Origin of the sequence: Pseudomonas sp. FGI182 (assembly GCF_000511325.1) — a bacterium.
Taxonomy (GTDB): Bacteria; Pseudomonadota; Gammaproteobacteria; order Pseudomonadales; family Pseudomonadaceae; genus Aquipseudomonas; species Aquipseudomonas putida_Z.
This window is the reverse complement of sequence record NZ_CP007012.1, coordinates 2,228,513-2,253,486: the sequence shown is the minus strand read 5'-3', so window position 1 is coordinate 2,253,486 and position 24,974 is coordinate 2,228,513. Positions and strand designations below refer to the sequence as shown.

General features: G+C 64.4%; 20 protein-coding genes. 6 read left to right on the top strand and 14 right to left on the bottom strand.

Translation table 11 applies throughout. The features are described from left to right. Positions 1-6: 6 nt before the first annotated feature. From C163_RS10010 to C163_RS09980, 7 genes are read right to left on the bottom strand one after another with little or no spacing between them, the layout of a single operon-like run. Positions 7-1,374, bottom strand: a complete 1,368-nt coding sequence (locus C163_RS10010) for a sensor histidine kinase (protein WP_025338634.1) — start codon at positions 1,372-1,374, stop codon at positions 7-9. After that, on the bottom strand, positions 1,371-2,033 hold the full coding sequence (locus C163_RS10005) for a response regulator (RefSeq protein WP_025338633.1): 663 nt from the start codon (positions 2,031-2,033) through the stop codon (positions 1,371-1,373). Before C163_RS10005 ends, C163_RS10010 begins: the two co-directional genes overlap by 4 nt. A gap of 2 nt (positions 2,034-2,035) precedes the next feature. Further along, entirely contained in the window at positions 2,036-2,677 is a 642-nt protein-coding gene (locus C163_RS10000) for a tetratricopeptide repeat protein (RefSeq protein WP_025338632.1), read from the bottom strand. Beyond that, positions 2,674-3,480 carry an SDR family oxidoreductase gene (locus C163_RS09995; RefSeq protein ID WP_025338631.1) on the bottom strand — a complete coding sequence of 269 codons (807 nt, stop codon included), beginning with the start codon at positions 3,478-3,480 and terminating at the stop codon, positions 2,674-2,676. Before C163_RS09995 ends, C163_RS10000 begins: the two co-directional genes overlap by 4 nt. Then, a complete protein-coding gene (locus C163_RS09990) occupies positions 3,467-4,147 on the bottom strand; it encodes a TenA family transcriptional regulator (protein WP_025338630.1) in 681 nt (226 codons plus the stop codon). Before C163_RS09990 ends, C163_RS09995 begins: the two co-directional genes overlap by 14 nt. Positions 4,148-4,162: 15 nt before the next feature. Further along, entirely contained in the window at positions 4,163-5,623 is a 1,461-nt protein-coding gene (locus tag C163_RS09985) for an AMP-binding protein (RefSeq protein ID WP_025338629.1), read from the bottom strand. Continuing rightward, complete coding sequence (locus tag C163_RS09980) at positions 5,613-6,290, bottom strand: thermostable hemolysin (RefSeq protein WP_025338628.1); 678 nt, start codon at positions 6,288-6,290, stop codon at positions 5,613-5,615. Before C163_RS09980 ends, C163_RS09985 begins: the two co-directional genes overlap by 11 nt. Positions 6,291-6,401: 111 nt before the next feature. On the opposite strand from C163_RS09980, the gene C163_RS09975 reads away from it, so the two are divergent. Continuing rightward, positions 6,402-6,968 carry a hypothetical protein gene (locus C163_RS09975; protein ID WP_025338627.1) on the top strand — a complete coding sequence of 189 codons (567 nt, stop codon included), beginning with the start codon at positions 6,402-6,404 and terminating at the stop codon, positions 6,966-6,968. A 112-nt stretch (positions 6,969-7,080) separates the two neighbouring features. Here the strand turns inward: C163_RS09975 and C163_RS09970 are convergent, their stop codons facing one another. From C163_RS09970 to C163_RS09955, 4 genes are all read right to left on the bottom strand, one after another. After that, positions 7,081-8,757 carry an MFS transporter gene (locus C163_RS09970; protein WP_025338626.1) on the bottom strand — a complete coding sequence of 559 codons (1,677 nt, stop codon included), beginning with the start codon at positions 8,755-8,757 and terminating at the stop codon, positions 7,081-7,083. Positions 8,758-9,086: 329 nt separating this feature from the next. After that, the gene (locus tag C163_RS09965) at positions 9,087-9,866 is read right to left on the bottom strand and encodes an alpha/beta fold hydrolase (protein ID WP_025338625.1); all 780 of its coding nucleotides are present in this window, start codon (positions 9,864-9,866) and stop codon (positions 9,087-9,089) included. Further along, the gene (locus C163_RS09960; RefSeq protein WP_025338624.1) at positions 9,863-10,288 is read right to left on the bottom strand and encodes a VOC family protein; all 426 of its coding nucleotides are present in this window, start codon (positions 10,286-10,288) and stop codon (positions 9,863-9,865) included. The genes C163_RS09965 and C163_RS09960 overlap by 4 nt, the downstream gene beginning before the upstream one ends. A 163-nt stretch (positions 10,289-10,451) precedes the next feature. Then, positions 10,452-11,378 carry an alpha/beta fold hydrolase gene (locus tag C163_RS09955; RefSeq protein ID WP_025338623.1) on the bottom strand — a complete coding sequence of 309 codons (927 nt, stop codon included), beginning with the start codon at positions 11,376-11,378 and terminating at the stop codon, positions 10,452-10,454. Between the two features lie 254 nt (positions 11,379-11,632). Here C163_RS09955 and C163_RS09950 point away from each other — a divergent pair, with 254 nt between their 5' ends. Next, positions 11,633-16,492 carry an NEL-type E3 ubiquitin ligase domain-containing protein gene (locus tag C163_RS09950; protein WP_371257957.1) on the top strand — a complete coding sequence of 1,620 codons (4,860 nt, stop codon included), beginning with the start codon at positions 11,633-11,635 and terminating at the stop codon, positions 16,490-16,492. Between the two features lie 7 nt (positions 16,493-16,499). Here C163_RS09950 and C163_RS09945 read toward each other — a convergent pair whose 3' ends face one another. After that, positions 16,500-19,016: a UvrD-helicase domain-containing protein gene (locus tag C163_RS09945; RefSeq protein WP_038408066.1), complete on the bottom strand. Its 2,517-nt coding sequence runs from the start codon at positions 19,014-19,016 to the stop codon at positions 16,500-16,502. Positions 19,017-19,191: 175 nt separating this feature from the next. On the opposite strand from C163_RS09945, the gene C163_RS09940 reads away from it, so the two are divergent. Next, the gene (locus C163_RS09940) at positions 19,192-19,890 is read left to right on the top strand and encodes a pirin family protein (RefSeq protein ID WP_025338620.1); all 699 of its coding nucleotides are present in this window, start codon (positions 19,192-19,194) and stop codon (positions 19,888-19,890) included. Positions 19,891-20,297: 407 nt separating this feature from the next. On the opposite strand, the gene C163_RS09935 is transcribed toward C163_RS09940, so the two are convergent. Then, positions 20,298-20,783: an isochorismatase family protein gene (locus tag C163_RS09935; RefSeq protein WP_025338619.1), complete on the bottom strand. Its 486-nt coding sequence runs from the start codon at positions 20,781-20,783 to the stop codon at positions 20,298-20,300. 61 nt (positions 20,784-20,844) lie between these two features. Continuing rightward, a complete protein-coding gene (locus tag C163_RS09930) occupies positions 20,845-21,756 on the bottom strand; it encodes a LysR substrate-binding domain-containing protein (protein WP_025338618.1) in 912 nt (303 codons plus the stop codon). A gap of 196 nt (positions 21,757-21,952) precedes the next feature. Here C163_RS09930 and C163_RS09925 point away from each other — a divergent pair, with 196 nt between their 5' ends. Genes C163_RS09925 through ttdB form a run of 3 tightly spaced genes read left to right on the top strand, consistent with a single transcriptional unit; the run spans position 21,953 to position 24,861 of the window. Then, a complete protein-coding gene (locus C163_RS09925) occupies positions 21,953-23,302 on the top strand; it encodes a dicarboxylate/amino acid:cation symporter (RefSeq protein WP_025338617.1) in 1,350 nt (449 codons plus the stop codon). Between the two features lie 54 nt (positions 23,303-23,356). Next, the gene (gene ttdA / locus C163_RS09920) at positions 23,357-24,256 is read left to right on the top strand and encodes a L(+)-tartrate dehydratase subunit alpha (protein WP_013972067.1); all 900 of its coding nucleotides are present in this window, start codon (positions 23,357-23,359) and stop codon (positions 24,254-24,256) included. Further along, complete coding sequence (gene ttdB, locus C163_RS09915) at positions 24,253-24,861, top strand: L(+)-tartrate dehydratase subunit beta (protein ID WP_025338616.1); 609 nt, start codon at positions 24,253-24,255, stop codon at positions 24,859-24,861. The genes ttdA and ttdB overlap by 4 nt, the downstream gene beginning before the upstream one ends. Positions 24,862-24,974 lie beyond the last annotated feature (113 nt).

Genomic DNA, 24,974 nt, shown 5'->3' with positions numbered 1-24,974 from the left:
CGATGTTCAGGGCCCCACGGGCAGGCGCAAAGTCGCGCGCAACCCGTGTGGCGCCTGGTTGCGCAACTGCACGCTGCCACCCAGGCGGGTCATGATGGTGCTGACAATCGACAACCCCAGCCCGGCGCCATTGGTCGAGCCCTTGCTGTAGAAGCGCTCGAACACCCGCTGCTGGTCGACTTCGGCGATGCCCGGCCCTTCGTCGTCGACACTGACCAGCAAGGCCTGGCCTTCGCGCTGCAGTGTCACGGTGACCCGACCGCCTGCCGGCGAATGGTCCACGGCATTGGCCACCAGGTTCTGCAAGGCGATACCCAACGCGCCAGCGTCGGTGTGCAAGTGGTAGTCGCCGGCGGCGATGTCCAGCGAAGGCTCCAGCCCGCGCTCCAGAATCCATGGGGTCAGCTCGGCCAGGGTCTCGGCCACCACGCCCTCCAGGTCCACCCGCGGCCAGTCACGCCGGCCTGGCCGCGGCTCCAGGCGGGCCAGGGTCAACAGCTGGTTGACCACCCGGGCAAGGCGGTCGACACCGCCCATCAGGAACTGCAGGGCCTTGTCCCGCTCGGCAGCGCTGTCTGCATTGAGGGCGTTCTGCGCATGCAGGCGCAGGATGGCCAAGGGCGTGCGCATCTCGTGGGCAGCGTCGGCAATGAAACGGTGCTCGCGGCGCAGCAGGTCATCGATCTGCCCGAGCAGGCGGTTGATCGCCGCCTGCATCGGTTCCAGCTCCTTCGGCAACGGCACCAGCTGCAACGGCTCGAGCGACTCGGCGTGGCGGGCGCGGATCACCCTGGCCATGTTCTGCAGCGGCCGCAGCCCCCAGCCAATGGCCGCCCACACCAGCAAGGCCAGGGCCAGGCTGCCGAACAGGAATGGCAACAGCGTGTGCCGCACGATGCGTTCGATCAGGTCGTCACGCACGTCGTTGCGCTCGCCCACCCAGATCACCCAGTGTTTTTCCGGCACCGGCAAGACGAAACTGCGCCAACGGCGCCCGTCCACCACCACGTCGGCAAACCCTGGCACCCGCGGCGCCTGCCCCAGCTGCGGGGCGCTGGGCGTGTGCACCAGCAGCCCGTTGTCGTCGGCCCACACCTGGAAGGCCAGCTTGCTCTCGTAGCGGTGCCCCACCTTGTGGTGCCCGGCCTTGCTCAAGGCCTCGTCGAAGGCACGGTACAACTCGTCACGGCTCTGCTCCTGCACCGGCAGGCTCATGATGCCCTGCAGCAGCCGGGCGTTCTGCGCCAGGTGGGCGTCGTACACCTCGTTAATTTCGTGGCGGCTGTCGTGGTAGTTGTACAGCGCCAGCAACCCGCTGCCGACCAGCAACAGCAGCATCACCCGCCACAAGGTGCGTTGGCGCAGCGAGCTCATGTCTTGCGTTCCACCAGGTAGCCAATCCCGCGCACGGTGCGGATCAGGCCGTTGAACAGCTTCTTGCGCAGGTGGTAGATGTTCACTTCCAGGGTATTGCTCTCCGGCTCTTCATCCCAGCCATACAGCAACTGGGTCAAGCGTTCGCGGGTGAACACCTTGCCCGGCTGGGCCAGCAATTCGTGCAACAGCAGGTATTCCTTGGGCGTGAGCACCACCGGCTGGCCCAGGTAGTGCACCTGTTGGCTGACCGGGTCCAGGCACACACCGGCATGCTCTATCAGCACCCGGGCGCGGCCACTGCTGCGCCGCAGCAAGGCCCGCAAGCGGGCCTTGAGTTCGTTGAGGTCGAAGGGTTTGACCAGGTAGTCGTCGGCGCCGGCGTCCAGCCCGGCGATGCGGTCCTCGGTGGCGTCGCGGGCGGTCAGCACCAGCACCGGCAGGCTCTTCCCGGCCGCACGCAGGCGCCGCAACAACTCGATGCCATCCAGGCGCGGCAAGCCCAGGTCGAGAATGGCCAGGTCGAACTCCTCGTGGCACAGGGCATGCAAGGCGCTGGTGCCATCCTGCAACCAGTCGAGGGTGTAGCCCTCGCGGCGCAGGCCGTCACAGATCCCCTCCCCCAACGCGGCGTCGTCTTCTACCAGCAGCAGGCGCATGCTTAATCCTGTTTGTCCTTGATCGCTTTGAGTAAAGCATCGATTTCACCGCGCCGGCCCTGGTCGGCCAGCTCCCGCCCGGGCCGGGGCGGTGCCTGCAACGCCTTTTGCAGGGCGGCGCGGGCTTCGTCGTAACGGTTTTGCCGGTACAGGTGGTCAGCCCAGAAGTAGTTGCTGTCGATACCGTCGGGGTTGATCGCCAGCGCCTGGCGCAGCATGGCCTCGGCCTTGGCTTGGTCGCCGAAGCTCAGCGGCCAGCCGGGCACCTGGTCGTACAGCGCGCCCAGGCTGGTGTAGGCCGAGCCCTGCAGGGCCTTGGGGTCCATGGCCAGGGCCTTTTCCAGGCTGGCGCGGGCGGCCTTGACCTTGCCCAGCGCGCCCAACCCGCCGGTGGCACCGGCCCAGCTGCTGTTGACGATGCCGTCCCAGATCAGCGGCTCGGCCGAGCCCGGGTGCTGGCGCACCAACGCCGCCGACTGTACCGCCAGGGCCTCGAACGCCCCGGCACGCTGGGCTTCGGGCAGGTTGTAGCGAATCACCGCCCAGCGCTGCTGGATGGCATTGAGTTGCTGGGTACCGTTCTGGTCGAGGGCCCAGGTGAACGGGGCGATGGCCAGCAGGCCGGCCAGTATCAGACGTTTCATTTGCTCGACTCCTTGCTGTGCCAGGTGCTGTAGCGGCGGATCAGCGGCAGTTGCTTGCGCAGGGCGCGGTCGACCACGCCCGGCAGCATGCCGTTAAGGCGCACGAAGAGTTTTTCCGGCCAGCCCAGGTACAGTTCGCTGCGCTCGGCCTGCACCGCGTCGAGCACTGCCCGGGCGACATCCTGCGGGTCATCGACGCCCACCTTCAACGCCTGGTTCAGGGCCTGCGCGGCGCTGCTGTTCATAGTCGTGCGGGTGGTGCGCGGTGCGGCATACAGCACGTTCACCGAGGTGTCGGCAAGCTCGCGGCGCAATGCCTCGGAGAACCCGCGCAAGGCAAACTTGCTGGCGCAGTAGGTGGCATAGCCGGGGTAGCCGATCGAGCCGTAGATCGACCCCACGTTCACCACCAGCGCACTGGGCTGCGCGCGCAGCAACGGCAGGCACAGGCGGGTGAGCTGCACGGCGGCCTTGATGTTGAGGTCGAACAACTCGTCCAGGGCGGCCTCGTCCATCTGTTCGAGCAAGGCGAAGCGGTTGACCCCGGCGGCGTTGATCAACAGGTTGCAACTGCCCATCGCCCGCGCCGCCTCCAGCACGTCACGGCGGCCTTCGGCGCAGCGCAGGTCGGCCTGCTGCCAACGCAGTTGGCCGGGGTAGCGCGCCATCAGTTCGGCCAGCTTGCCCTGCTGCCGGCTGACCGCCAGTACGCGGGCCCCGGCGCTGCAAAGCTGGTCCGCCAGCTCCAGGCCGATGCCACCGCTGGCGCCGGTGAGCACTGCCACGCAATCAGGCAAGCGCATGCTGTACCTCCTGCTGCGCGTTACGCGGCAGCCCTTCGAACATGGCGGTGTACAGGCGGTACACCACTTTGGCAGCGTGGATTACCGCCTGCTGGTCCTCGGGCTGGTCCAGGCGGTTCATCAGGCCACGGTAGGTGGCCATGTGGTCCTGGTCCAGGGCGCCATGGGAACTCAGGTAGCTGAACGCCTGGTCCGGCAGGCCGAGGCTGCCCTGCAGGGTACCGGCAGCCTGGGTGGCCAGGGCAATGCTGGTGCCTTCGAGCACGTTGACCATGCCGAACAGCCCGACCGGGTTGCCACGGGCAATCTGGTCGTAGAGAAAGGCCACCATCAGCTCGACAGGCAATGCCGGGCGGCCGCCCGCCACCTGGTGGGGGTCACCACCGCAGGCGGCGATGTCATCGAGAATCCAGCGCTCATGGCCGTACTCCTCCTCGATGTACTCGCACACTGCGCCGCGCAGCCACTCCAGCCGCGCGGGCAAACGGGCCCCGCAGGCCATCATCAAGGGTACGGTGTGCCGCACGTGGTGGTAAGCCTGGGTCAGAAAGGCCACATAGGCCTCGAGGCTGGCCTTGCCGGCCAGCGCGTCGCGGATGACCGGGACGCTGAACAATGCCGTACGCTCGTCGGCGGTTTCCTGCTGCAGCGTATCGAAGAAAAGCATGGCAAACCTCGTGGGTCATTGAAGGTCGGATAACAGGGACTGGTAACACCGCAGGATCTGTTCGCGGCGTGGCCGGCCGTTGGCGGTAAGGGTTTGCCCGGCGGCACTCAAGGGTTCGGGCAGGCGCCGCCAGGCATGCACCCGGGCATAGTCCGGCAGGCCGGCATTGGCCTGACGAATGGCCTGTTCGAGGGTGTGGTCGTCAGCCTGCGGGTCCAGCGGCCAGATCAGCGCCAAGTTGTGTGCCAGGCCTTCGCCGTGGACGAATGCCTGGGCGATCACCCCGCCCTGGGTCAGTTCGGCCTCGACCCACTCGGGGTTGACGTTGCGCCCGAAGCTGGTGCTGTACTGGTGCTTCTTGCGCCCGGCCAGGTACAGGAAGCCGTCGCTGTCGAAGTGGCCCAGGTCACCGGTCGGCAACCACGGCTCGCTGAACGGTGGCTCGCCCAGGTAGCCGAGCAACGCCGAACCGGCCACCTGCACTTCGCCGTCTTCGGCAATGCGCACCTGCACATGCGGCAGCGGCCGCCCGACACTGCCCGGGCGGTGCGCCCCGGGGCGATTGAGGCATACCACCGAGGCGCATTCGGACAAGCCATAGCCCTCGAACACCGGCAGCCCGACGCCCTCGGCCCGGGCCAGCAGGCTCGGCGCCACCCGCGCGCCGCCCACCGCCACGAAGCGCAACGGGCCGACCCGCATCAGGCCGCGCTCGATGGCAGTGACCAGCCCGAGCAGCAGTTGCGGCACCAGGATCAGGCTTTCGGCCCCACTCAAGGAGATGGTGCCCAGCAATTGCTTGAAGTCGACCTGGCTGGCACCGCGAAAGCCCAGTTGCGCCTGCGGGTACAGGGCAATGCTCGCCCCGGCCAGCAGGGCCGCGTACAGGCCCAGGTTCTCCAGCAGCACCGCCAGGGGCAATACCGCCAGGTACTTGCCTGGCGCCGTGGGCCGGCTGGCGGCCTCCAGTTCACGCGCTACCCGCAGCATGGCATCGGCGCTCAGGCATACGCCCTTGGGTGCACCGGTGCTACCGGAGGTGTAGGTAATCTTCGCGGTACCCGGTGGCAAGGGTACGGCCGCTGGCGGCTGCCGGCTCCAGAAGCGCTCACCGGCAATGAAGCCGCTGGCGTGCAGGTCGTCAGCGAAGGCCTCGTCGGCCAGCGCCAGCACCGCCCCGCTCTGTGCCAGGCAGTGGCGGCGTTGGGCGCTGCTGAAGAACGCCGGCAGGATGACGATGGGGCGCGCCGCGAACAGTGCTGCCAGGTCCCAGAACAGCGCCTCGGGGCCGTTTTCCAGGGCCAGGGCGAAGGTGCCCGATGGCTGCGCGCTCAACCAGGCCTGGCGTTGCTCGACCTCGTCCAGCAACTGTTGATAGGTAAATGGCCCGCCAAGGCCCAGCAACGCCGGTTGCGCCCCTCGGTGACGGGCGTGCAGTTGCAACACTTCCCTGAACAGCTGGCATTCACGCGGCATGGCCGGCCTCCTGCACGCTCGCGGGCAAGCCCAGCCGCTCGAACACGCCGCCGCGGGCCAGGGCTGCATGGCCGTAGTCGATGTTGCCGACGAACACTTGCGGGTGCTGTGCGTAGTAACTGCCCCAACTGTCGGCATCGCCGTTCAGCCGGCCAGGGTCGGCCACGGCCAGCGCCGTGGGCACCAGGCCCAGGCGATGAAAGCTGTTGACCAGGGTCGTGGCACCGGTGAAGGCCACCCACTGCAAGCCGCGGGCGGCCAGCAACCAGGTCACGGCAATGATCATGATCCGCGCGCTGCCGGCGCTGAGCGCGGCCAGGTTGCCCACTTCGACCAACTGCGTACGGCTGACCGGGCTGGCCGACAGCCGGGTCACGGCCACTTCCAGCGGTTCATCCAGGTAACGCTCGATGAAGGTCGGGCCACTGCTGGCCAGGCGTATGCCGGCGGCGGCCATCAGGCGCCCGTGGCTGTCATGCAGGCCGAGCAGTTCGGGCAGGTAGTGCTGCACGTCGGCGTGGTGCGCGCAGGCAAAGCGGGCGTGGATGAACTGTTCCAGCTCGTCGCGCCCCGGCTCCCCCGGGTGTTTCAGTGTCATGTGGGCAAGGCGATCGCCGTGGTTGCCGATAGCCAGTGGAAACAGGCTGGCGCTGTCTGCCTGGGTCATGGCTGTCCCCCTTTCAAGTCAGGTCTCGGGGGCAGTATCAGGGGGCAATCTGAAGCCAATCTGAAGTGCTACATTTGCCATTGCCCCCATGCGCACCAACAAGGAAAACAGATGCGCCACGAATTCAGCGAAGTGCTCAACGACCTGGTCGACTACTTTCTGCTCGGCGATATCCAGCTGCTCGAGCGCTTCAAGCAACAACATGAATTGCCCGACGACCTGGCCCATGCGTTCACCCACGGCGACAGCGGCGACCAGGCCGTGCGCGAAGGGATTGTGCTGCCACTGGCCGGGGTCGATAACCTGCCCTACCGCATCCTGTTCACCCTGGACAACCGCACCCCGGCTCTGCGCGAACCCGGCAGCCGCCTCAAGCACCGCCGCAATGGCTATGTGCTGCAGGTCGAGCACGGTGCGCTGATGCTGTACACCTGGCGCATCCTGCAGCACTTCACGCCCAAGACACTGGGTGACCTGATGGCGCGCTACCAGGTGCCGGGGCGGCCGATCATCGAGCTGGACAATGGCTGGTATGACGTGGAGGTGCTGGCGGGTGCGCTGGTGCGGGACGGGCTGTACGAGCCGGCGTTCGAGTTCGTGTTGAAGAAACGCTGGAGCCGGGGCGAGGCTGCCGTGGATACCGGGTATGCCTTTGGCTTGCGGGGCTATTTCGACTGATGGGTTGACTGTGCCGGCCCCTTCGCGGGCTTGCCCGCTCCCACAGGGCACAGTGGTATCCCTGTGGGAGCGGGCAAGCCCGCGAAGAGGCCGGTACAGGCAGCCTCAACCTTCAAGTGTGGTTGATATCGCGGTCCTTGGTCTCCGGCAGGAAGAAGATCCCCAGCACCGCCGTCATCACCGCAATCACGATGGGGTACCACAAGCCGTAATAGATATCCCCGGTCGCCGCCACCATGGCAAACGCCACGGTCGGCAGGAAGCCGCCGAACCAGCCGTTGCCGATGTGGTAAGGCAGCGACATCGAGGTGTAGCGGATACGCGCCGGGAACAGCTCCACCAGCCAGGCCGCGATCGGCCCGTAGACCATGGTCACGTAGATCACCAGAATGGTCAGCAGCAACAGCACCATCGGGTAGTGGATCTTCGCCGGGTCGGCCTTTTCCGGGTAGCCGGCTTCCTTCAACGCTCCGGTCAAGGTCGCGGTAAAGGCGTCGCTCTGTGCCTTGAAGTCCGCTGCCGCCAGGCCACTGCCATCAAAGCTTGGCAGCACCCGTTCACCAATGCGGATCTGCGCCTTTTTGCCAGGCTCGGCCGCTTCGTTGGTATAGGGGATGGCCCGCTTGGCCAGCAGGCTCTTGGCGATATCGCACGAGCTGGTGAATTTGGCCTTGCCCACCGGGTCGAACTGGAACGCGCACTGGGCAGGGTCTGCCATCACCACCACCGGGTTCTGCTCCTGGGCGACGAACACATCCGGGTTGCCGTACTGGGTCAGTGCCTTGAAGATCGGGAAGTAGGTCAGCGCGGCGATGATGCAACCGGCCATGATGATTTTCTTGCGGCCGATGCGGTCGGACAGGCTGCCGAAGAAGATGAAGAACGGTGTGCCGATCAGCAGCGAACCGGCAATCAGCAAGTTGGCGGTCTGCGGCTCGATCTTGAGCATCTGCAACAGGAAGAACAGCGCATAGAACTGCCCGGTGTACCACACCACGGCCTGGCCGGCGGTGCCGCCGAGCAGCGACATGATCACCACCTTGAGGTTGTCCCAGCGGGCGAACGATTCGGTCAGTGGCGCCTTGGACGCCTTGCCCTCGGCCTTCATCTTCATGAACACCGGCGACTCGTTGAGCTGCATGCGGATGTACACCGAAATCGCCAGCAGCAATATCGACAGCAGGAACGGCACCCGCCACCCCCAGGCCTCGAACACCTCGTTACCCATGGCCGTGCGGCAGGCCATGATCACCAGCAGCGAGAGGAACAGCCCCAGGGTGGCCGTGGTCTGGATCCAGGCAGTGAAGAAGCCGCGCCGGCCCTTGGGTGCATGCTCGGCCACATAGGTGGCCGCGCCGCCGTACTCGCCACCCAATGCCAGGCCCTGCAGCAGGCGCAGGCTGATGAGGATGATCGGCGCGGCCACGCCGATCGTGGCATAGCTGGGTAGCAGGCCCACCACAGCGGTGGACAGGCCCATGATGACGATGGTGATGAGGAAGGTGTACTTGCGCCCGATCATGTCGCCCAGGCGACCGAACACGATGGCGCCGAATGGCCGCACGGCAAAGCCGGCGGCAAAGGCCAGCAAGGCGAAGATGAACGAGGTGGTTTCATTGACCCCGGCAAAGAAGTGCTTGGCGATGATCGCCGCCAGGGAGCCGTACAGGTAGAAGTCGTACCATTCGAATACCGTGCCCAGGGATGAGGCGAAGATGACCTTGCGCTCCTCCCGGGTGATACCGCGTTGGGGCGCGCTGCCCGTGGATGTGCTGTCGAGAACCGCCATGGGGTGCCTCCGTCTTGTCGTCATGCAGGCCGGGAGCACCTCAAATCTTTTTCACCATCGCACCCAGGCCCTGGGGGGCTTGCTTTGGATATGCGAAGCACGACGAGGCAGGCCGCCTCGGATCGCAGCAAGGTAACTGAAGCATAATAGGCTTTGCCGGGATATCCACTTGAGCCTTGCGCGATCCGTGTAGGAGCGGCCTTGTGTCGCGAATGGGGTGCGAAGCAGCCCCAGGATTTCAGCGTACCTGCACAGATTGTCGGGACTGCTTTGCAGCCCTTTCGCGACACAAGGCCGCTCCTACAGGGACCGCGTCAGCCTGGGGAAGGTCAGCGCAAGAACTGCAGGACTTCCGCCAGTACTCGCTCGGCCTGCTCCCGATGCGGCACATGGCCACAACCTTGCAGCAGGCGCATCAACCCCGGGCCGCCAGCCAGTTCCACCAACCGCTCGGGGTGCGCCGGCGAGCCGAACTCATCGTTGTCGCCATGCAGGCTCAACAGCGGGCAGCGTACCTGCGGCAGCAGCGCATCCAGGCTCCAATCGGCAAAGTGCTCGGACAACCAGTTGTCCACCCAGGCACGCAATACCCACTCGGCCTTGCCGCCGTGGTAGCGCTCCAGCCGTTGCAACTGCCCAGGTTCGGCAAACTGCTGGTCGGCCACGCGAATGCCCTCAAGGGTACGGGCCTCGACAAACGCCTGCGCCGACTCGGTAATCAGCCCCACACACTGGCTGGCGAAGGCCGCCGCACAGGCCACGGCCATGCCGCCGCCAACGCTGTGGCCGAAGACAATGAAATCGCCAATGCCAAAATGCTCTCGCAGCGCCGTGAACCCCTGCTGCGCCTCGTCCTCGACAAAGCCCAGGCGCAAGCTGCCGGGGTGGGCGTCGGAGCGGCCAAAGCCCAGGCGATCGTAGGCGATTACCCGGTGCCCGGTGGTTTGCGCAAGCTGCGCCGGGAACTCGCGCCACAAGGCAACGCAACCCAGTGAATCGTGCAGCAGGACGATCGGCGCACCCTGCGCCTGCAGCGGCGCCCACTCCTGGGCGAACAGCTTGCCTTGTGCGGTGTCGATCCAGTGTTCGCGGGTATGCAGGTTGCTCATGGAGCCTCCGTTGCCGGTACCGGCCCTTTCAGCTCGACCTGGTTGCCATCGGGGTCGTAACAGTACAGCGACAGCCCCTCGCCTTCGGCGCCATAGCGTTTTTCCGCAGGTTCGACTTCAACCCCCGCAGCTTGCAGGTAGGCCGTAAGTGCAGCCTCGTCGAACGGCTCGATGCGCAGGCAGAAATGGTGCAGGTTGCGCCCCTCGGCACCCGGCGCCGCCCCACCAGGCTGGCCCAAGGGACCGTCCAGGGTCACCAGGTCGATCATCGCCGTGCCTGTGGCCAGGTGGACCATTCCCAGGTCTTCGCGCACGCGGCTGACCGTGCAGCCGAGCAGTTGGGTGTAGAAAGCGACGCTGCGCTCCAGGTCGCTGACCCGCAGGACGAGGTGGTCGATGTGCTTGATGACGAATGGTCGCATGCCAAGGCTCCTTGTGGCCGCTGGATTCCTGTGGGAGCGGGCGTGCCCGCGAATCAGGCGTTGCGGTGAATGGCACGGGCTTCGCCCGCTCCCACAAGGGATCACGCAAGCCCGATGAGATTCACCACCATAGCCCACGTGCGCATGGCATGACCATATCCAGTTACTCGTTTACCAACCGTTGCAGCACGCCCCCTTCATGGCGGGCGAGGATGCGCAGCAGTTGATCGACCAGCGCCCGGTCCGGCGCATCCAGGTGGAAGTGGTGCCCGCCCGGATGCCAGGAGATTTTCGCCTGGCTGGGCAAGGCCGCCTGGCGCCTGGTAAAGGCCTCACCGGTGAATGCCCCCTGGCGGCCGAACAGCAGGTACAACGGGCAACGGATCTGGCTGAGCAGGTCGCAGGCTTCGCGCTCGGTCAGCGGCATGGGTTCGGGCAGCACCAGGCGTGGGTCGTGGCGCCAGCAATAGCCCTCGCCCAGCTGCAGCAGGTCGCGCAGCGCCAGCAGCCGTGCCGCCTCTTCCGACAGCCCGGTGTCCAGGCGCTCGCGGCGTTGTTCCAGGGCCGTGTCCAGGTCCTCGAAACGGCCGACGTCCGGCTCGGCAAAACCCTGCAACTGGCTGCGCTGCACCATGCGCTTGAGCCGGTAGGCCCGGGCCAGGTGCTGCACGCGGTCGTCCTCGGCCACCGTGAACGGTGCGCCCATGCCGTCGAGGAAGGTCATGCTGGCAATACCGCTGGTCATGGCCGCCAGCAGCGATGCCACCCCGGTACCCATGCCATGGGCCAGCACATGGAATTGCGACAGGCCCAGGCTGTCGGTCACTGCCAGCATGTCCTCGGCATGTTCCCACAGGTAGTAACCACTGTCGTGGCGGCGATGGTCCGAGCGGCCATGGCCAACCAGGTCGGGGGCGACCACGAAGCAGCCGTCGAGCATCGGTGCCAGGCGTTCGAACGAGGCGGCGTTGTCCAGCCACCCGTGCAGAGCCAGCACCGGGATGCCGTCCTCCGCCCCCCAGGTGCGTACCGCTATTTCAATACCGTCGAGGTCCAGCAGGTGATCCTTGGGACTGCACAGCGAATGCATCGTAGTTCTCCCTGATAGAACGCCGGCCTATGGCCAGGCATCACATGACGCCGGCCCATACCCCACGTGCCGGCGTCATCCACACGACATGCCTACCCCATGCCTTGCCCCACCATCTCCCAACAACCCTGCCCGCGCTGCTCCCCTACCGACGCTCTCGTGCACAGGACCGACCTGTGCATTCAACTAAATACCACCGCATGCCGAGGCGAAACCTGTCGACTGGCCCCTCCATCGACAACGGAGACTTCAGCATGTCCAGCACACCCATGCCTTTCCATCAGGCCCAGATTGTCCGTAACCTGCCTGACTGGTGCCGAACGATGTACCCTGACCATACCCGCCGCGTCGTTCAGAGCATCCGCAAGGACTACCTCGACGAAAACGGTTCGCCTTACGCCTGGTACGCCGCAGCCAGCGATGAAGACCAGGCGCGTTTACGGCAGCTGATCAGCGCCCGCGATGCCGAGTTCAAAGCTCTGCGGGCCTTGCTCGAGGACTTCAGGCAGATCAGCGAATTCTGCAACCCTTTGCTCGAGAGCCGGTTGGGCCCGGATGTCAAAGCGGACAAGGCCCAGTACCTGCACCAGCCGTTCAAGGTGTACACCACGCTGGTGAATGTCCCCGGCCTCGATTTCTCACTCGGCGGTGACGATACGTACATCAATCGCCCCGAAGGGCCACCACAGAAGCGCACGCTGCTGGAGGCCGCCCTGCACAATTTCGAAGGCACCGACGAAGTGGGCCCGTTCGACACCCTGACCCTTGGCCCGGACGACGACGCCTCACTTCCTGGGCTGGAGCCCGAAGCGTTCGTGAACCTTTGCCGAAGCCTGGACCTGGGCCGGCAGTATCAAGACCACCTGCAGAGTATCTATGAAGGCCCCAGAAAAGCCGCAATCGAGCAGCAGTGGATCGATGCAAGCCAGCAGGCACTGAAAACCGAGGCGATGATCGCTTACCTCAAGAGCCTGCTGACGCTCAAAGGTCGCGATGCCCTTGTACAGCTATGCGACAACGAAAGCACGCCTCGCTATGGCGAACACAGGCTTCGCTGCTGGCGCTTCAGCCTGCTCGGCATCCCGATTCATGGCGTACTGCTGCTGGGCCCTGATGAAGCCGACCAGACCAACCCCTGCATGCTCTACATTCCCCAGGATGCACAACACCCGCTGAGGGAGTTCGCTTCTTTGCAAAAGGCCGGTGCTCACATACGTCAACGCCTGCTGCAAACCACGTTTCGACAGCACTTGATCAGCTTCGCTGACAAGGACCACCAGGTCGAGTTCAGCCGCAAGCTCGAACATGCCCTGTTCGAGCAGGGTACCTCCACGCGCAGACCCAAGGACAAGCCTGAACTGCACTTCAAGCGAACCCGCCTGGCGCTTCCCATCTGGCAGGTGCTTTACAAAGACCACAAGCGTCGCCTCATGGCAACTGCCAGAACGATCGCGGTACCAACCGCCGATGCCGATGCCAAGGCACGCAAGGAACGGCTGCAACACTGGCTGGACGCAGGCATGAACGTTCTGAACGTGGCCGCCTTCTTCGTGCCTGGGCTGGATGCCGCGATGCTTGGAGTATTCGCCTACGACCTCATGGATTCGGTGTTCACCGGGTTCGAAGCCTGGGAAGAAGGCGATACCCAGGAAGCGCTGCAACAACTCGAGTCGCTGGCCATCAATGCCGCCGTTGTTGCCGGCTTCGCCGCCGGCAGCAGCGCGCTCAAGGCATCGGGGTTCGTCGATGCGCTGGAAAGTGTATTGAAAGGTGGCCGCGAACGGCTTTGGCACCCAGACATGGGCCCTTACAGCACCTCGGACTCCTTGCCAGTCGGAGTGCCGACAAATTCCGAAGGGCTCTACCTCTTCGATGGCAAAAGCCACGTCTGGCTGCAAGGCAAACTGTATGAGGTGTTCGAAACCGGCGGGCAGTGGCATGTGCGTCACCCGAACGCCCCCGATGCCTACGCACCGGCCTTGCGCTACCTCGGCGACCAGCGTTGGCAATTGGCGCATGACAACCCGCTCGAATGGGACGATGCGCAGTTGCTCGAAGGACTGGGCCAATTCAGCCAGGGGCTGGATGCATCGGAGCAACTTGCCGCCTTGCGTATAACCGAGGTCGATGCAGACACCTTGCGTCACAGCCAGGTCAACGGCTCGCGGCCCCCGGCTCTGTTGGCCGATGCCTTGCTGCGCCTGCGACTGACCAACGACGTGCAGACCATCATCACCCGAGTACGTCACGGGCTGCCGTTGGCTGCGCATATGAACTTCGCGCTGCCCGAACTGGTACAGATGCCTGGTTGGCCTGCGCATTACAGGCTGAAGGTCTTCACCGGTGCCGAAAAATGGGGAGAGGCGGTCTACTTCGGAGCGGAGCCAAAAGCCGACACGTTGCAGATAGAGATCGGCCGCGAAGAGCTTGACAATGGCGAACTGAGCAAGGTTGTCCTGGCGGGGATGGATGAAGATGTCATAGAGCAGTTACTACCCGATACGCCAGCAGAGCAGCGTCCGAGCGCCCTTGACGAGCTGTTGGCCAACCGCCTGTCAGCACGCCGTCGCGAAGTCTTCGCGAGCATGTTGAAAAGCCATCGGGTACCGCTTGGCGACGAAGCGAAGACCTTGGGCCGCCAGTTCCCCGGTTTGCCCGACAATGCCCTGGAAGAGCTCGTCGCGCATGCCGACAGCGCCGAACGCGATCGCCTGAAAAGCGGACGTGTGCCCTTGCGCGTGGCTGAAGAAGCCCGCTACCTGCAGGCCCGCGCCCGCCTCGATCGTGCCTTGACCGGCCTGTACCGAGCAGACCTGGCCAATGATGACAGCCAACTGCTGCGCGATGCATTGGTAGCCGAAAAGCCGCAGGCGACTGAGGCCGAAGTGTTCGCCAGCGCCGTCGCCGACCGCTCGGGCTGCGCCGCACTGCTGGGCCAGCAGCCAATCAAGCCAGGCTTTCGCTCGCCCATGCGCCTGGCACATGGACGATTCGGTTACCCACTCAGTGGCCGAGGAACAGGCCCGATCGGCGCATACGCCGCAACACGTCGGCTCAACTCACTTTTCCCCTCGCTGAAGAGCGACGAGATCAACGCCCTGAGGGGCGAACTGAGCCAGACCGGTGATCTCGGCTCGGCAATTCGGCAACTGGAAACAGAGTGGAGAGATCTGAATAGCTATCTGGAGGCGTGGTACAAGAGCCCAAACGACATCTTCGAGCGCCTCGATCGACAAAGATGCACTGATCGCCTCATCGAGGCTTGGCAGCGGAAGGGTCGCACGCTAGTGCTGGAGCGAATTCGGTTACCCGAGTTGCCAGCGATCACAGCCAGCCTACCCCACATACGTGAGCTCAAGCTGAACGAGCTTCAGCTGCAACGACTGGACAGCACGTTCCTGTCACGTTTCCCCAACCTGCAAGTGCTGGAAGTCACCAACAACCGAGAAATCGACGGGGAAGCGCTGTTCCAGGCACTTGAATCGGTGCCCAGGCTGCGCACGCTGGACCTGACCAACAACACCCTTGCTACCCTTTCGCCCACCGCACAGCGAGTGCTGGCAGCGATGCCAGACCTGCGCCAGCTGAACCTGCGGCGCAACCAGTTGACACTGGATGAAGCGACATTGACTTTACTTTGCGGCCGACCACTGGATGTCCTGAGGCTGGGGCACAATCGCATCACGCTCGATGAAAACCTCGCCACGCGCTTCCAGGACATGATCCATCCGCAGCAACTGGACCTGGACTTCAACCCGCTGCAGCACGCACCTGATGTGCGCTACATGGCGCGGTTGCAGCACCTGAACCTGTCCAACGCTCATCTGCGGGCCTTTCCCCCTGGCTTGAGCAACCTGATGAACCAGTTACAATACCAGCTGCGCTACCTGGACCTCTCATCCAACCAAATTCGCCATGTTCCGGGCCTGGCAAGCATCCTGGGCAGTCCGTATGCGCGGGACGTCGCTGCGCGGTTGCCCGGGCGCCGCTGGTTCTTCAACTACAACAATCTGGAAGCCGAGTCGGCCAGGCGCCTGCGAGCCAGCGGCGTCAATGTCTTCGAGCACGCCCCCGACAGGCAGGAGTGGCAAGGGTTCTGGCGCGGTGCCGCGACCGACGATCAGAGGCAACTTTGGTCCGACCTGTTCGATCAGAACGATAATGGCGACCTGCAGGCAGTGTTGGAGCGCCTTACCGAATCGTTGGAAGCAAGAAGGGATCCCGAAGGCCTGCGTGCGCGAGTGTGGGAACTGTTGGAGCACGCCCGCGGGGACACAGCTCTGCGCGAACGTCTGAACGAGGTGGCGCAATCCTTCCCCCCAACTTGCGGTGATGCCGGCGCCGAAGCACTCAGCGCTCTGGAAGTGGAGCTGCTGGCGAACCAGGCGTCAGGTTGGGCACGGGATACGGCCAAGCCGCTACTCGACCTTTACCGCAAGCTGTATCGTCGCGAGAAAGTCAACGAACTGGCGGATCGCATCAGCCTGCGACGCGGCCTGCGCAAGCAGGCGCTACAGGAACACGCCGCCCAGTTACCGGCTCGAGATGAGCTGGATGTCCCGGCGGCCTTCCCCGATACGGTCCTGGCCAGGGGCCTGGTTGACGACATCGAAGTCCGCCTGGCACTGCGCCAGTCCTTGAGCGGAAAGCTCGATTTCCCCGAACCCAGCAGCGGCATGCTCTATCGCGATACCGCAAGGATCAACCAGCAAATCATCGACAACGTTCGCGCTGCCGTGCTGGAACTCGATGCGGACACCACCGCCAGGCAGCAGTGGATGAGCGAACAACCGGCCTGGGTTGGCTACCTCAAGCGCCAATATGCCAGTCAGTTCGAAGCCATTACCGACTTCTGGCGCCCAGGCCTCGATTACCTCTTTTATTGCCTGGACGAAAGCCAGGAGCCGATCACTTACCTGGACAACGCGATAATAAAAGTATTGTTCCCGAAAAAGCCCATACCGGCGCTGGACGAAAACGGCACATTGCGCAGGGTTCCGTTCAATGAGGAAGCGTATGTCAAGGCCACGAACGCCTTGACCCAGGCACAGCAGGAGGTAGAAGCCGGGCTATTGCTGAGCCTTACCCGGCAAGCGGACATCCTCGATGCCTGAACACTGATCAATGACCACGCAGGTCTTCGAAGAAGGCCTGCCGCCCATCCACCTGGCTCGACGCACGCGGCGCTGCCGCCGCCTCTGCGTTGGCCGCCTCCACATGCCAGTAGCAGTGCCTGATCGCGCGGGTTACCGCCACGTAGGCCAGGCGCTGCACCTCTTCCTTCTGCGCGGTATCGAACGGCTGGGCATCACCGGCCTTGCCTAGCCCGGCCTGGCGATACACCTGGTTCTTGTAGGGCGAGCTGGTCAGGTACTGGCAGTCGCCCAGCATGAACACTGCATCGGCCTGCAAGCCCTTGGCACTGTGGTAGGTCAACTGGCGCAAACGGCGCTGCTCGGCCGGCAACGCCGCTTCGGCGTGCAGCACGCCTTGCAGGTGCTCGTTCATCAGCGCCCTGTCGCTGCCCTTGCGGTAAAGCATCATCACCGTCTCGCCACGCTGGTAGTGCTCGATCAGCGTTTCACCCAGGGCGGCCTCGTCACGATCGAACACTTTTACCGGCGAGCCTGGCAACTCGGCCGCCGGGCCACTGGCCCGGGCTTTCTTGCCGGCTATCGCCGGGGTGCCCTTGACCAGGTGCTCGGCCGCGTCGATCACCTGCTGCTGGCAACGGTAGTTGTCGACCAGCATCACCCGGGTGTTGGCCGGCGACGGGAAGGCCTTGGTGAACTCCATGAAGTACTTGGGCGAACTGCCGCGCCAGCCGTAGATCGACTGCCAGTCGTCGCCCACACACAGCAGCGACGAATGCTGGGCATGGTGCCCGATGTGCATCGCCGGGCCGCGACGACGGATCTCGGCGAGGCTGGCGCGCAGCCAGCTGACGATCTGCGGCGACACATCCTGGAACTCGTCGATCATCAGGTGCGCCAGCGGCCGCAGCAACGGGTCGGGCAGCAGTTGCAGGTTTTCCGGGTTGTTCTCGCCGAACAAGGCGAACATGCGGTTGTAGCTCATCACCGGCGGCGACTGGTCCAGCAGGTGGGCCTCCAGGGCCTTCCAGTACAGGGCCAGGGCCTCGAAAAACAGCGCATCGCTGTCGCCGGAGGGGAAGCTCATCGCCGCCACGGCAGTGTTCACCTCCAGGCCGAGGTTCTCGATGAAATTCGCCGCACCGACAAAGGCATCGAGCAGCGGCGCCGGGGCCAGTTCGCCCTTGACCTTGTATTCGAAGCCGGGGCCGGCCACGGCATCACCGGCCAGCGAGGCTGCCAGGCGCCGGGCCATGGCGTAGTTGTCGAGCCAGATCAGCGGCTGGTCGCAGAAGGCCTGCAACAGGGTGCGCTTGACCGCCCACTCGGCGCGCACTGCCAGCTTGGCGCCGGGGCGCTGGTACTGCGCGCTTTCCGCCGGGTCGAAGCCCAGCACGAGCAAAGGCCCCTGGCCAGCCAGACGGCCATGCACATGGAAGCGGCTGCCACGGATCTGGATGGTTTCGCGGCAGGGTTCGATGCCTTTGATCGGCCAGGCGCCGGCGGCGAACCACAGGTCTTCGATCACGTCGCACAGCTCTTCGTCGCGCTGGGCAGCCAGCTGGGTTACCTGGGCGCGCTTCTGCACATCGGGGTTGTTCGGGTCCAGCGGCTTCAACTGCAGGGCTTCGCTGCGCAACAGGCCGACCAGCTCGGCAAAACGCGGGCTCTCGCCCAGCAGCGTGCTGTAGCACTGGTTCAGCTGCTGGCGCTGGGCATCGTTCAGGCGCAGGTCGAACGGGTTGCTCTCGGCCTCGGCCTCACGACCGACCGGCATCTCGTTACCCAGCGTTTCGAACGCGCGCACCTGGCCAAAGCCCGGCAGGCTGCGCACCAGCGGCAGGATGCGCGAATGGAACGTGCGCACCAGCTCGCGAGCCTGCAGCGGTTGCAGGTTGATCTGCCACAGGGCGAACACCTGCAGCAGGCGCTTGATGAAGTCCTTGCGCGACTCGCGGGTGAAGGTGACCACGGTCATCGCATCCAGCTCGTAGCCCAGGTAGTGGCGCAACAGCAGGATGCGCAGCACCAGCGAGGTGGACTTGCCCGCCCCGGCCCCTGCCACCACGCAGGTGGACGGTGTGTCACTGAAAATCAGCTTCCATTGCGCGGCACTGGGTTGCGCCTCGGCGGGCAGGCGCTGGGCGACATCGGCCTTGAAGCGCTTTTTCAGCTCGGCAGTCAGCGGCAGGCGCCAGTCATCGAACAGGTTGTCATCCCGGCCCGGCACCGCGGCGGTGTCGGGCCGGGTATCGCGGATCACCAGCACCTGGCGCCCGTCCTCGTAACCTTCCACCCGCCCGCGTTCGAACCCTTCACGCACGCCATCGGCATGGCCACTGCGCTGGCCGCTGGCGTGGCCGAGGAACCAGGAGTCGCGGTGCTGGGCCTGCAAGCGGGTCAGGCCACGCCCCAGCAGGCGGGCCGCCAGGCGGCGAAACCAGGGCAGCTGGGCAGGAGGGGTAAGGTCGGCAGGGGCCTGGGGTTGCTCGTGGGCCACGGTCACTCCGTTGAAAAACAAAATCAGCGGGCATGTTCGCCGCATCGACAAAAAATCGCCAGCGAATGCTTGCAGATCAGTGGATTAGGCGATGAAGCGGATAAAACACTCCATCGCAATTAATCTATTTTAGTGATTGTTTTAAGCCGATATTTACGCTTATTTTCGATGCTTCTTTGACGCATCATGGCCTCATTCCACTGATTCAAGGAGCACGACCATGCTGCAACTGCGACCGTTCGAAAGCCTCGGCCACGCCAACCACGGCTGGCTCGACGCCCACCACCATTTCTCGTTTGCCGAGTACTACGACCCGGCGCGCATGCACTGGGGCAACCTGCGGGTGTGGAACGACGACCTGATCGCTGCCGGCAGCGGCTTCCCGCCGCACCCGCACCGCGACATGGAAATCATCACCTATGTGCGTGAAGGTGCGATCAGCCACCAGGACAGCCTGGGTAACAAAGGCCGTACCGAAGCCGGTGACGTGCAGGTGATGAGCGCCGGTACCGGCATCGTGCACAGCGAGTACAACCTGGAAGACGTCGACACGCGTATTTTCCAGATCTGGATCGTGCCGGAGCGCACTGGCGAAGCACCGCAGTGGGGTAGCCGGCCGTTCCCCAAAGGTGAACGTGGCGAAGGCTTCGTGACCCTGGCCAGCGGCCGTGAGGGCGATGAGGACAGCCTGCAGATCCGCACCGATGCGCGGCTGGTGGCTGCCACCCTGCGTGCCGGCGAAACTGCCGAGTACCGCTTCGATGCCGCACGCCGGGGCTACCTGGTGCCGGCCAAGGGGCTGGTGGAGGTCAACGGGCTGCGTGCCAAGGCGCGCGATGGCGTGGCGATCGAGCAGGAGGAGGTGCTGCGGGTGACCGCCATCGAGGACAGCGAGATCGTGCTGGTGGATGTGGCCTGAGGCTTTCGCCTTGCGACGCGATCTTTGTAGGAGCGGCCTTGTGTCGCGATCGGGCTGCGCAGCAGCCCCTCGATTTCAGCTGCGCAGCACATATTGCCGGGGCCGCTTTGCGGCCCTTTCGCGACACAAGGCCGCTCCTACAAGTACTGCATAGGCCTTTTGGGCTGCGGCTCTGGCCTAGGAGGCGCTGCGGGTGACCGCCATCGAGGACAGCGAGATCGTGCTGGTGGATGTGGCCTGAGGCTTTCGCCTTGCGACGCGTTCTCTGTAGGAGCGGCCTTGTGTCGCGATCGGGCTGCGCAGCAGCCCCTCGATTTCAGCTGCGCAGCACATATTGCCGGGGCCGCTTTGCGGCCCTTTCGCGACACAAGGCCGCTCCTACAATTTAGGCCTTTTGGGCTGCGGCGCTAGCCTGGTGTAGCCACTTCGGCGAGCACCTCGGCCGAGGTGGTGACCTGGCGGAAGTGATGCTTCCACAGGTCGATGCCCAGCTTGCCGGACCTGTCGAGCGAAGAGCCTACCGTCATGTCGGTGACCAGGGTGGGCATCAACCCCGCATCGAACAGGGCGAAACCGGCGGCCAGCACACAGGTTTCGGTCTGCAGCCCGCATACCAGCACGCGCTCCACACCCAATTTCTTGATGTAGTCGATGGCCTCGGCGCTCTGCCCGTAGCCATGCTTGACGAACACCTGGTCGGCCTCGACCAGGCTGTCGTCCTCGGCCGCCGGGTGCCAGCCAAGCTGGCGCTCGAACGGCGTGGCCTGTTCGTCGTGCAACTCGACCGAGGCGATGGTGGGGATGTTCGCCGACAACCGGCGCAGGCCATCGACCAGCCACTCGGGCGGGCTGAAGGTGGACTGGACATCGACAATGAGCAAAACCTGGCGCATGGGCGGATTCCGGGCATGGGCAAAGGCGCGGAGTATAACGCGATCGCCTGTGGTAAAGGCCTCAATGCCACGCTGCCAGGCTGTCCCCTTGGCGGAAGAATGCCCTCAGGTGCTCGACGAAGCACGACACCTTGGCCGACAGGTTCAGGCGTTCCAGGTACACCGCATAGATATCCGCAGGCGGCGTGTGGTAATCGCTCAGCACCTCCACCAGGCGCCCGCTGCGCAGGTGGTCGGCCAGGTTCCACTCGGCCCGCAGCAGGATGCCCTGCCCGTCCAGCGCCCAGTTCAGGGCGACCTCGCCATCGTTGGTGCTGAGGCTGCCATGCACCTTCACCGACTCGCTCTGCTTGCCGCGGCTGAGCCGCCAGATACCGAACGCGGCGTCGTTCTGGCGCAACACGATGCAATTGTGGCTGGCCAGGTCCTTTGGCGATTCGGGGGTACCGTGGGCTTCCAGGTAACCGGGCGACGCGCACAATCGGCGGCGGTTGGCCGCGATCTTGCGGGCGATCAGCCGCGAGTCGGGCAGCTCGCCAAAACGGATGGCCACGTCGATGGCATCGTTCGGCAGGGCAATGGGGCGGTCGGTCAGGTGCAGCTGCACCTCCACCTCGGGGTAGCGCTTGGCAAACGATGACACCGCCGGCCCCACGTGGGTACGGCCAAAGCCCAGCGGCGCATTGACCCGCAGCAAGCCCTTGGGCTCGGCGCGGCTGCTTGACACCTGCCGCTCCATTTCCTCGATCTCGCCCAGTATGCGCTTGGCATTCACCAGGTAAGTCTCGCCCTCGGCGGTAAGGCTGATGCTGCGTGTGGTGCGGTTGAGCAGGCGCACGCCCAGGCGCTGTTCCAGCTGGGCCAGGCGCTTGGAGACCGCTGGCGGGGTCAGGTTCAGTTCGCGAGCAGTGCCCGCCAGGCTACCCACCCTGATCAGCTGGGTGAAGAACGCCAGCTCCGATACCGGATTCATAATTAACCTGAGGGAAACAATGAGTTGAATTTCATTGTATTACAGCATTTTTTAAAAACCATTACCTTTTGCCCTGCGTGATTAACCACAAGAAAGCTGGGCTCTTCGGCCGCCAAGGCCAGGTGTGACCTGCACCCCTCACGAGCAGCCCGGCCGCCAGATTAATCCGACTCACAACAATAATTCGGAGACGGCAATGGCCAAGCGATTGTTCGGCAAGTTGTTCGGCAAGCTCTACGTACAGGTATTGATCGGCGTAACCCTCGGGGTGCTGATCGGGGTGTTCTGGCCACAGGTTGGCGCTGACCTGAAGCCCGTCGGTGATGCCTTCATCAAACTGATCAAGATGGTCTTCGCCCCGATCATCTTCGCCACGGTGGTGCTGGGCATCGCCAAGATGGAAAACATGAAGGAACTCGGCCGCGTCGGCGTGCGCGCGCTGATCTACTTCGAAGTGCTGTCCACCTTTGCCCTGGTACTGGGGCTGGTGGTGGTCAACATCGTGCAGCCCGGCCAGGGCATGAACGTCGACCCTGCCACCCTGGATGCCAAGAGCATCTCCACCTACACCGCCGCGGCAGCCGGCAACAGCGGCGGCTTCATCGACTTCCTGCTGCATGTGATACCCGGCAGCGTGATCGATGCCTTCGCCAAGAACGAGATCCTGCCGATCCTGCTGTTCAGCACCCTGTTCGGCATCGCCCTCTCCCACCTGGGCCCGCGCGGCAAGCCGATGGTGGATGTGCTCGAAGCGTTCTCCCACGGCATGTTCTTCATCGTCGGCATGATCATGCGCGTGGCACCGCTGGCCGCCTGCGGGGCCATGGCCTTCACCGTAGGCAAGTACGGGCTGGGCTCGATCGTTTCGCTGGGCAAGCTGATGGCGACCATGTACCTGACCTGCTTCCTGTTCGTGGTGGTGGTGCTGGGCGCCATTGCCCGGCTGTGCGGCTTCAACCTGTGGAAGTTCCTCAAGTACCTCAAGGAAGAACTGTTCACGGTACTGGGTACCAGCTCATCCGAGTCGGTGGTACCGCAACTGATGAACAAGCTGGAAAAGGTTGGCGTGTCCAAGCCTGTGGTCGGCCTGGTGATCCCCTCGGGCCTTACCTTCAACCCGGACGGCCAGTGCATCTACTACACCATGGCCGCCATCTTCATCGCCCAGGCCACCAACACACCGTTGACCCTGATGGACCAACTGATCGTGCTGGGTGTGCTGCTGCTCACCTCCAAAGGCTCTGCAGGCGTAACCGGCTCGGGCTTCATCACCCTGGCCGCGACCCTGGCGACCATGGACAACATCCCGGTGGCCGGCATGGTCCTGCTGCTGGGCGTGGACCGCTTCATGTCCGAAGCCCGGGCCATCACCAACACCATCGGCAACGCGGTCGGCACCGTGGCCATCGCCAACTGGGTGGGTGCGCTGGACAAGCAGCGCATGGCCCAGGCCCTGGACGGCCAGCTACCGACCGTCCCCGAACCCGAGGCCGCTGTGCCGCACCCTGCCCTTGCACGCATGGAGGCCGGCACACCCGCACCCTGACCTTTCGAAAAACAGCAAAAAGAACCCGCCTTGTGATGCAGTGAGGAAATAATCATGGACAAAGAAACAGCCGTGTCATCGCTTACCGACGTGATGGCCAAGTTCACCGCCTATATCGGCAAGCGCCTGCCCCGCGACGTCAAGGAAAAGACCGCCAAGTTGCGCGCCGCCGAAACCAACCCGCTGGCCATCGCCGTGTACGACTCGATGGCCGACAACCAGGAATACGCCGACAAGCTCAACCGGCCCAGCTGCCAGGACACCGGCGTCATCCAGTACTTCGTCTCGGCGGGCGCGCGCTTCCCGCTGCTGGGCGAGATGGAAGGCATCCTCGAGAACGCCACCAGGGAAGCCACCATCCAGGGGCCGCTGCGCCACAATGCGGTGGAAACCTTCATCGAGAAGAACACCGGCACCAACACCGGCTCGAAGATCCCGTGGCTGGACTGGGAAATCATCCCCGATGCCGACTACGCCATCGTCGACGTGTACATGGCCGGCGGCGGCTGCACCCTGCCGGGCTCGGCCAAGGTACTGATGCCGGGGCAAGGCTATGAAGGGGTGACAGAGTTCGTCTTCGATGTCATCACCTCGCGCGGTGTCAACGCCTGCCCGCCACTGCTGGTGGGTGTAGGGGTATCGACCTCGGTGGAGACGGCGGCACGCCTGTCGAAGAAGGCCATCCTGCGCGAAGTGGACTCAAGCCACCCCAACGAAAGCGCGGCGATGATGGAAAAGCTGCTGGAGGAAGGCCTCAACGAAATCGGCATCGGCCCGCAGGGCCTGACCGGCAACAGCAGCGTGATGGGCGTGAACATCGAGTCTTCGGCCCGCCACCCGTCCACCATCGGTGTGGCGGTGTCCACCGGCTGCTGGGCGCACCGCCGCGGCAAGATCCGCATCAACGCCGACTTGTCCTACGACATCCTCTCGCACGAAGGGGTAGTACTGTGAAAAAGATCCTGAGCACACCTATCAGCGACGAAGACCTGGCCAACCTCAACGTGGGCGATGTGGTCTACCTCACCGGCCAACTGGTGACCTGCCGTGACGTTGCCCACCGCCGGCTCATCGAACTGGGCCGCGAGCTGCCGGTCGACTTGCGTGGCGGCGCGATTTTCCACGCAGGCCCCATCGTCAGGAAGAAGGACGATGGCAGTTTCGAGATGGTCTCCATCGGCCCGACCACCAGCATGCGCATGGAAAAGTTCGAGAAGCAGTTCATCGAGCAGACCGGCGTAAAGCTGATCGTCGGCAAGGGCGGCATGGGCCCGGATACCACGACCGGTTGCCTGGAGAACAAGGCAGTGCATGCAGTGTTCCCGGGCGGTTGCGCGGTACTGGCGGCGACCCAGGTGGAAGAGATCGAGCGTGCGGAATGGCAGGACCTGGGCATGCCGGAGACGCTATGGGTGAACCGCGTGCGCGAGTTCGGCCCGTTGATCATCTCCATCGACACCAAGGGCAACAACCTGTTCGAGCAGAACAAGGCCCGGTTCAACGAACGCAAGGGGGCGGTGATCGAGAAGATCAACAGCCAGGTGCGGTTCATCAAATAACTGCGTGCGATATGGGGCCGCTTTGCGGCCCAATCGCGACACAAGGCCGCTCCTACAGGGGATCCCCTGAAGGAGCGGCCTTGTGTCGCGACGGGCTGCGCAGCAGCCCGTGC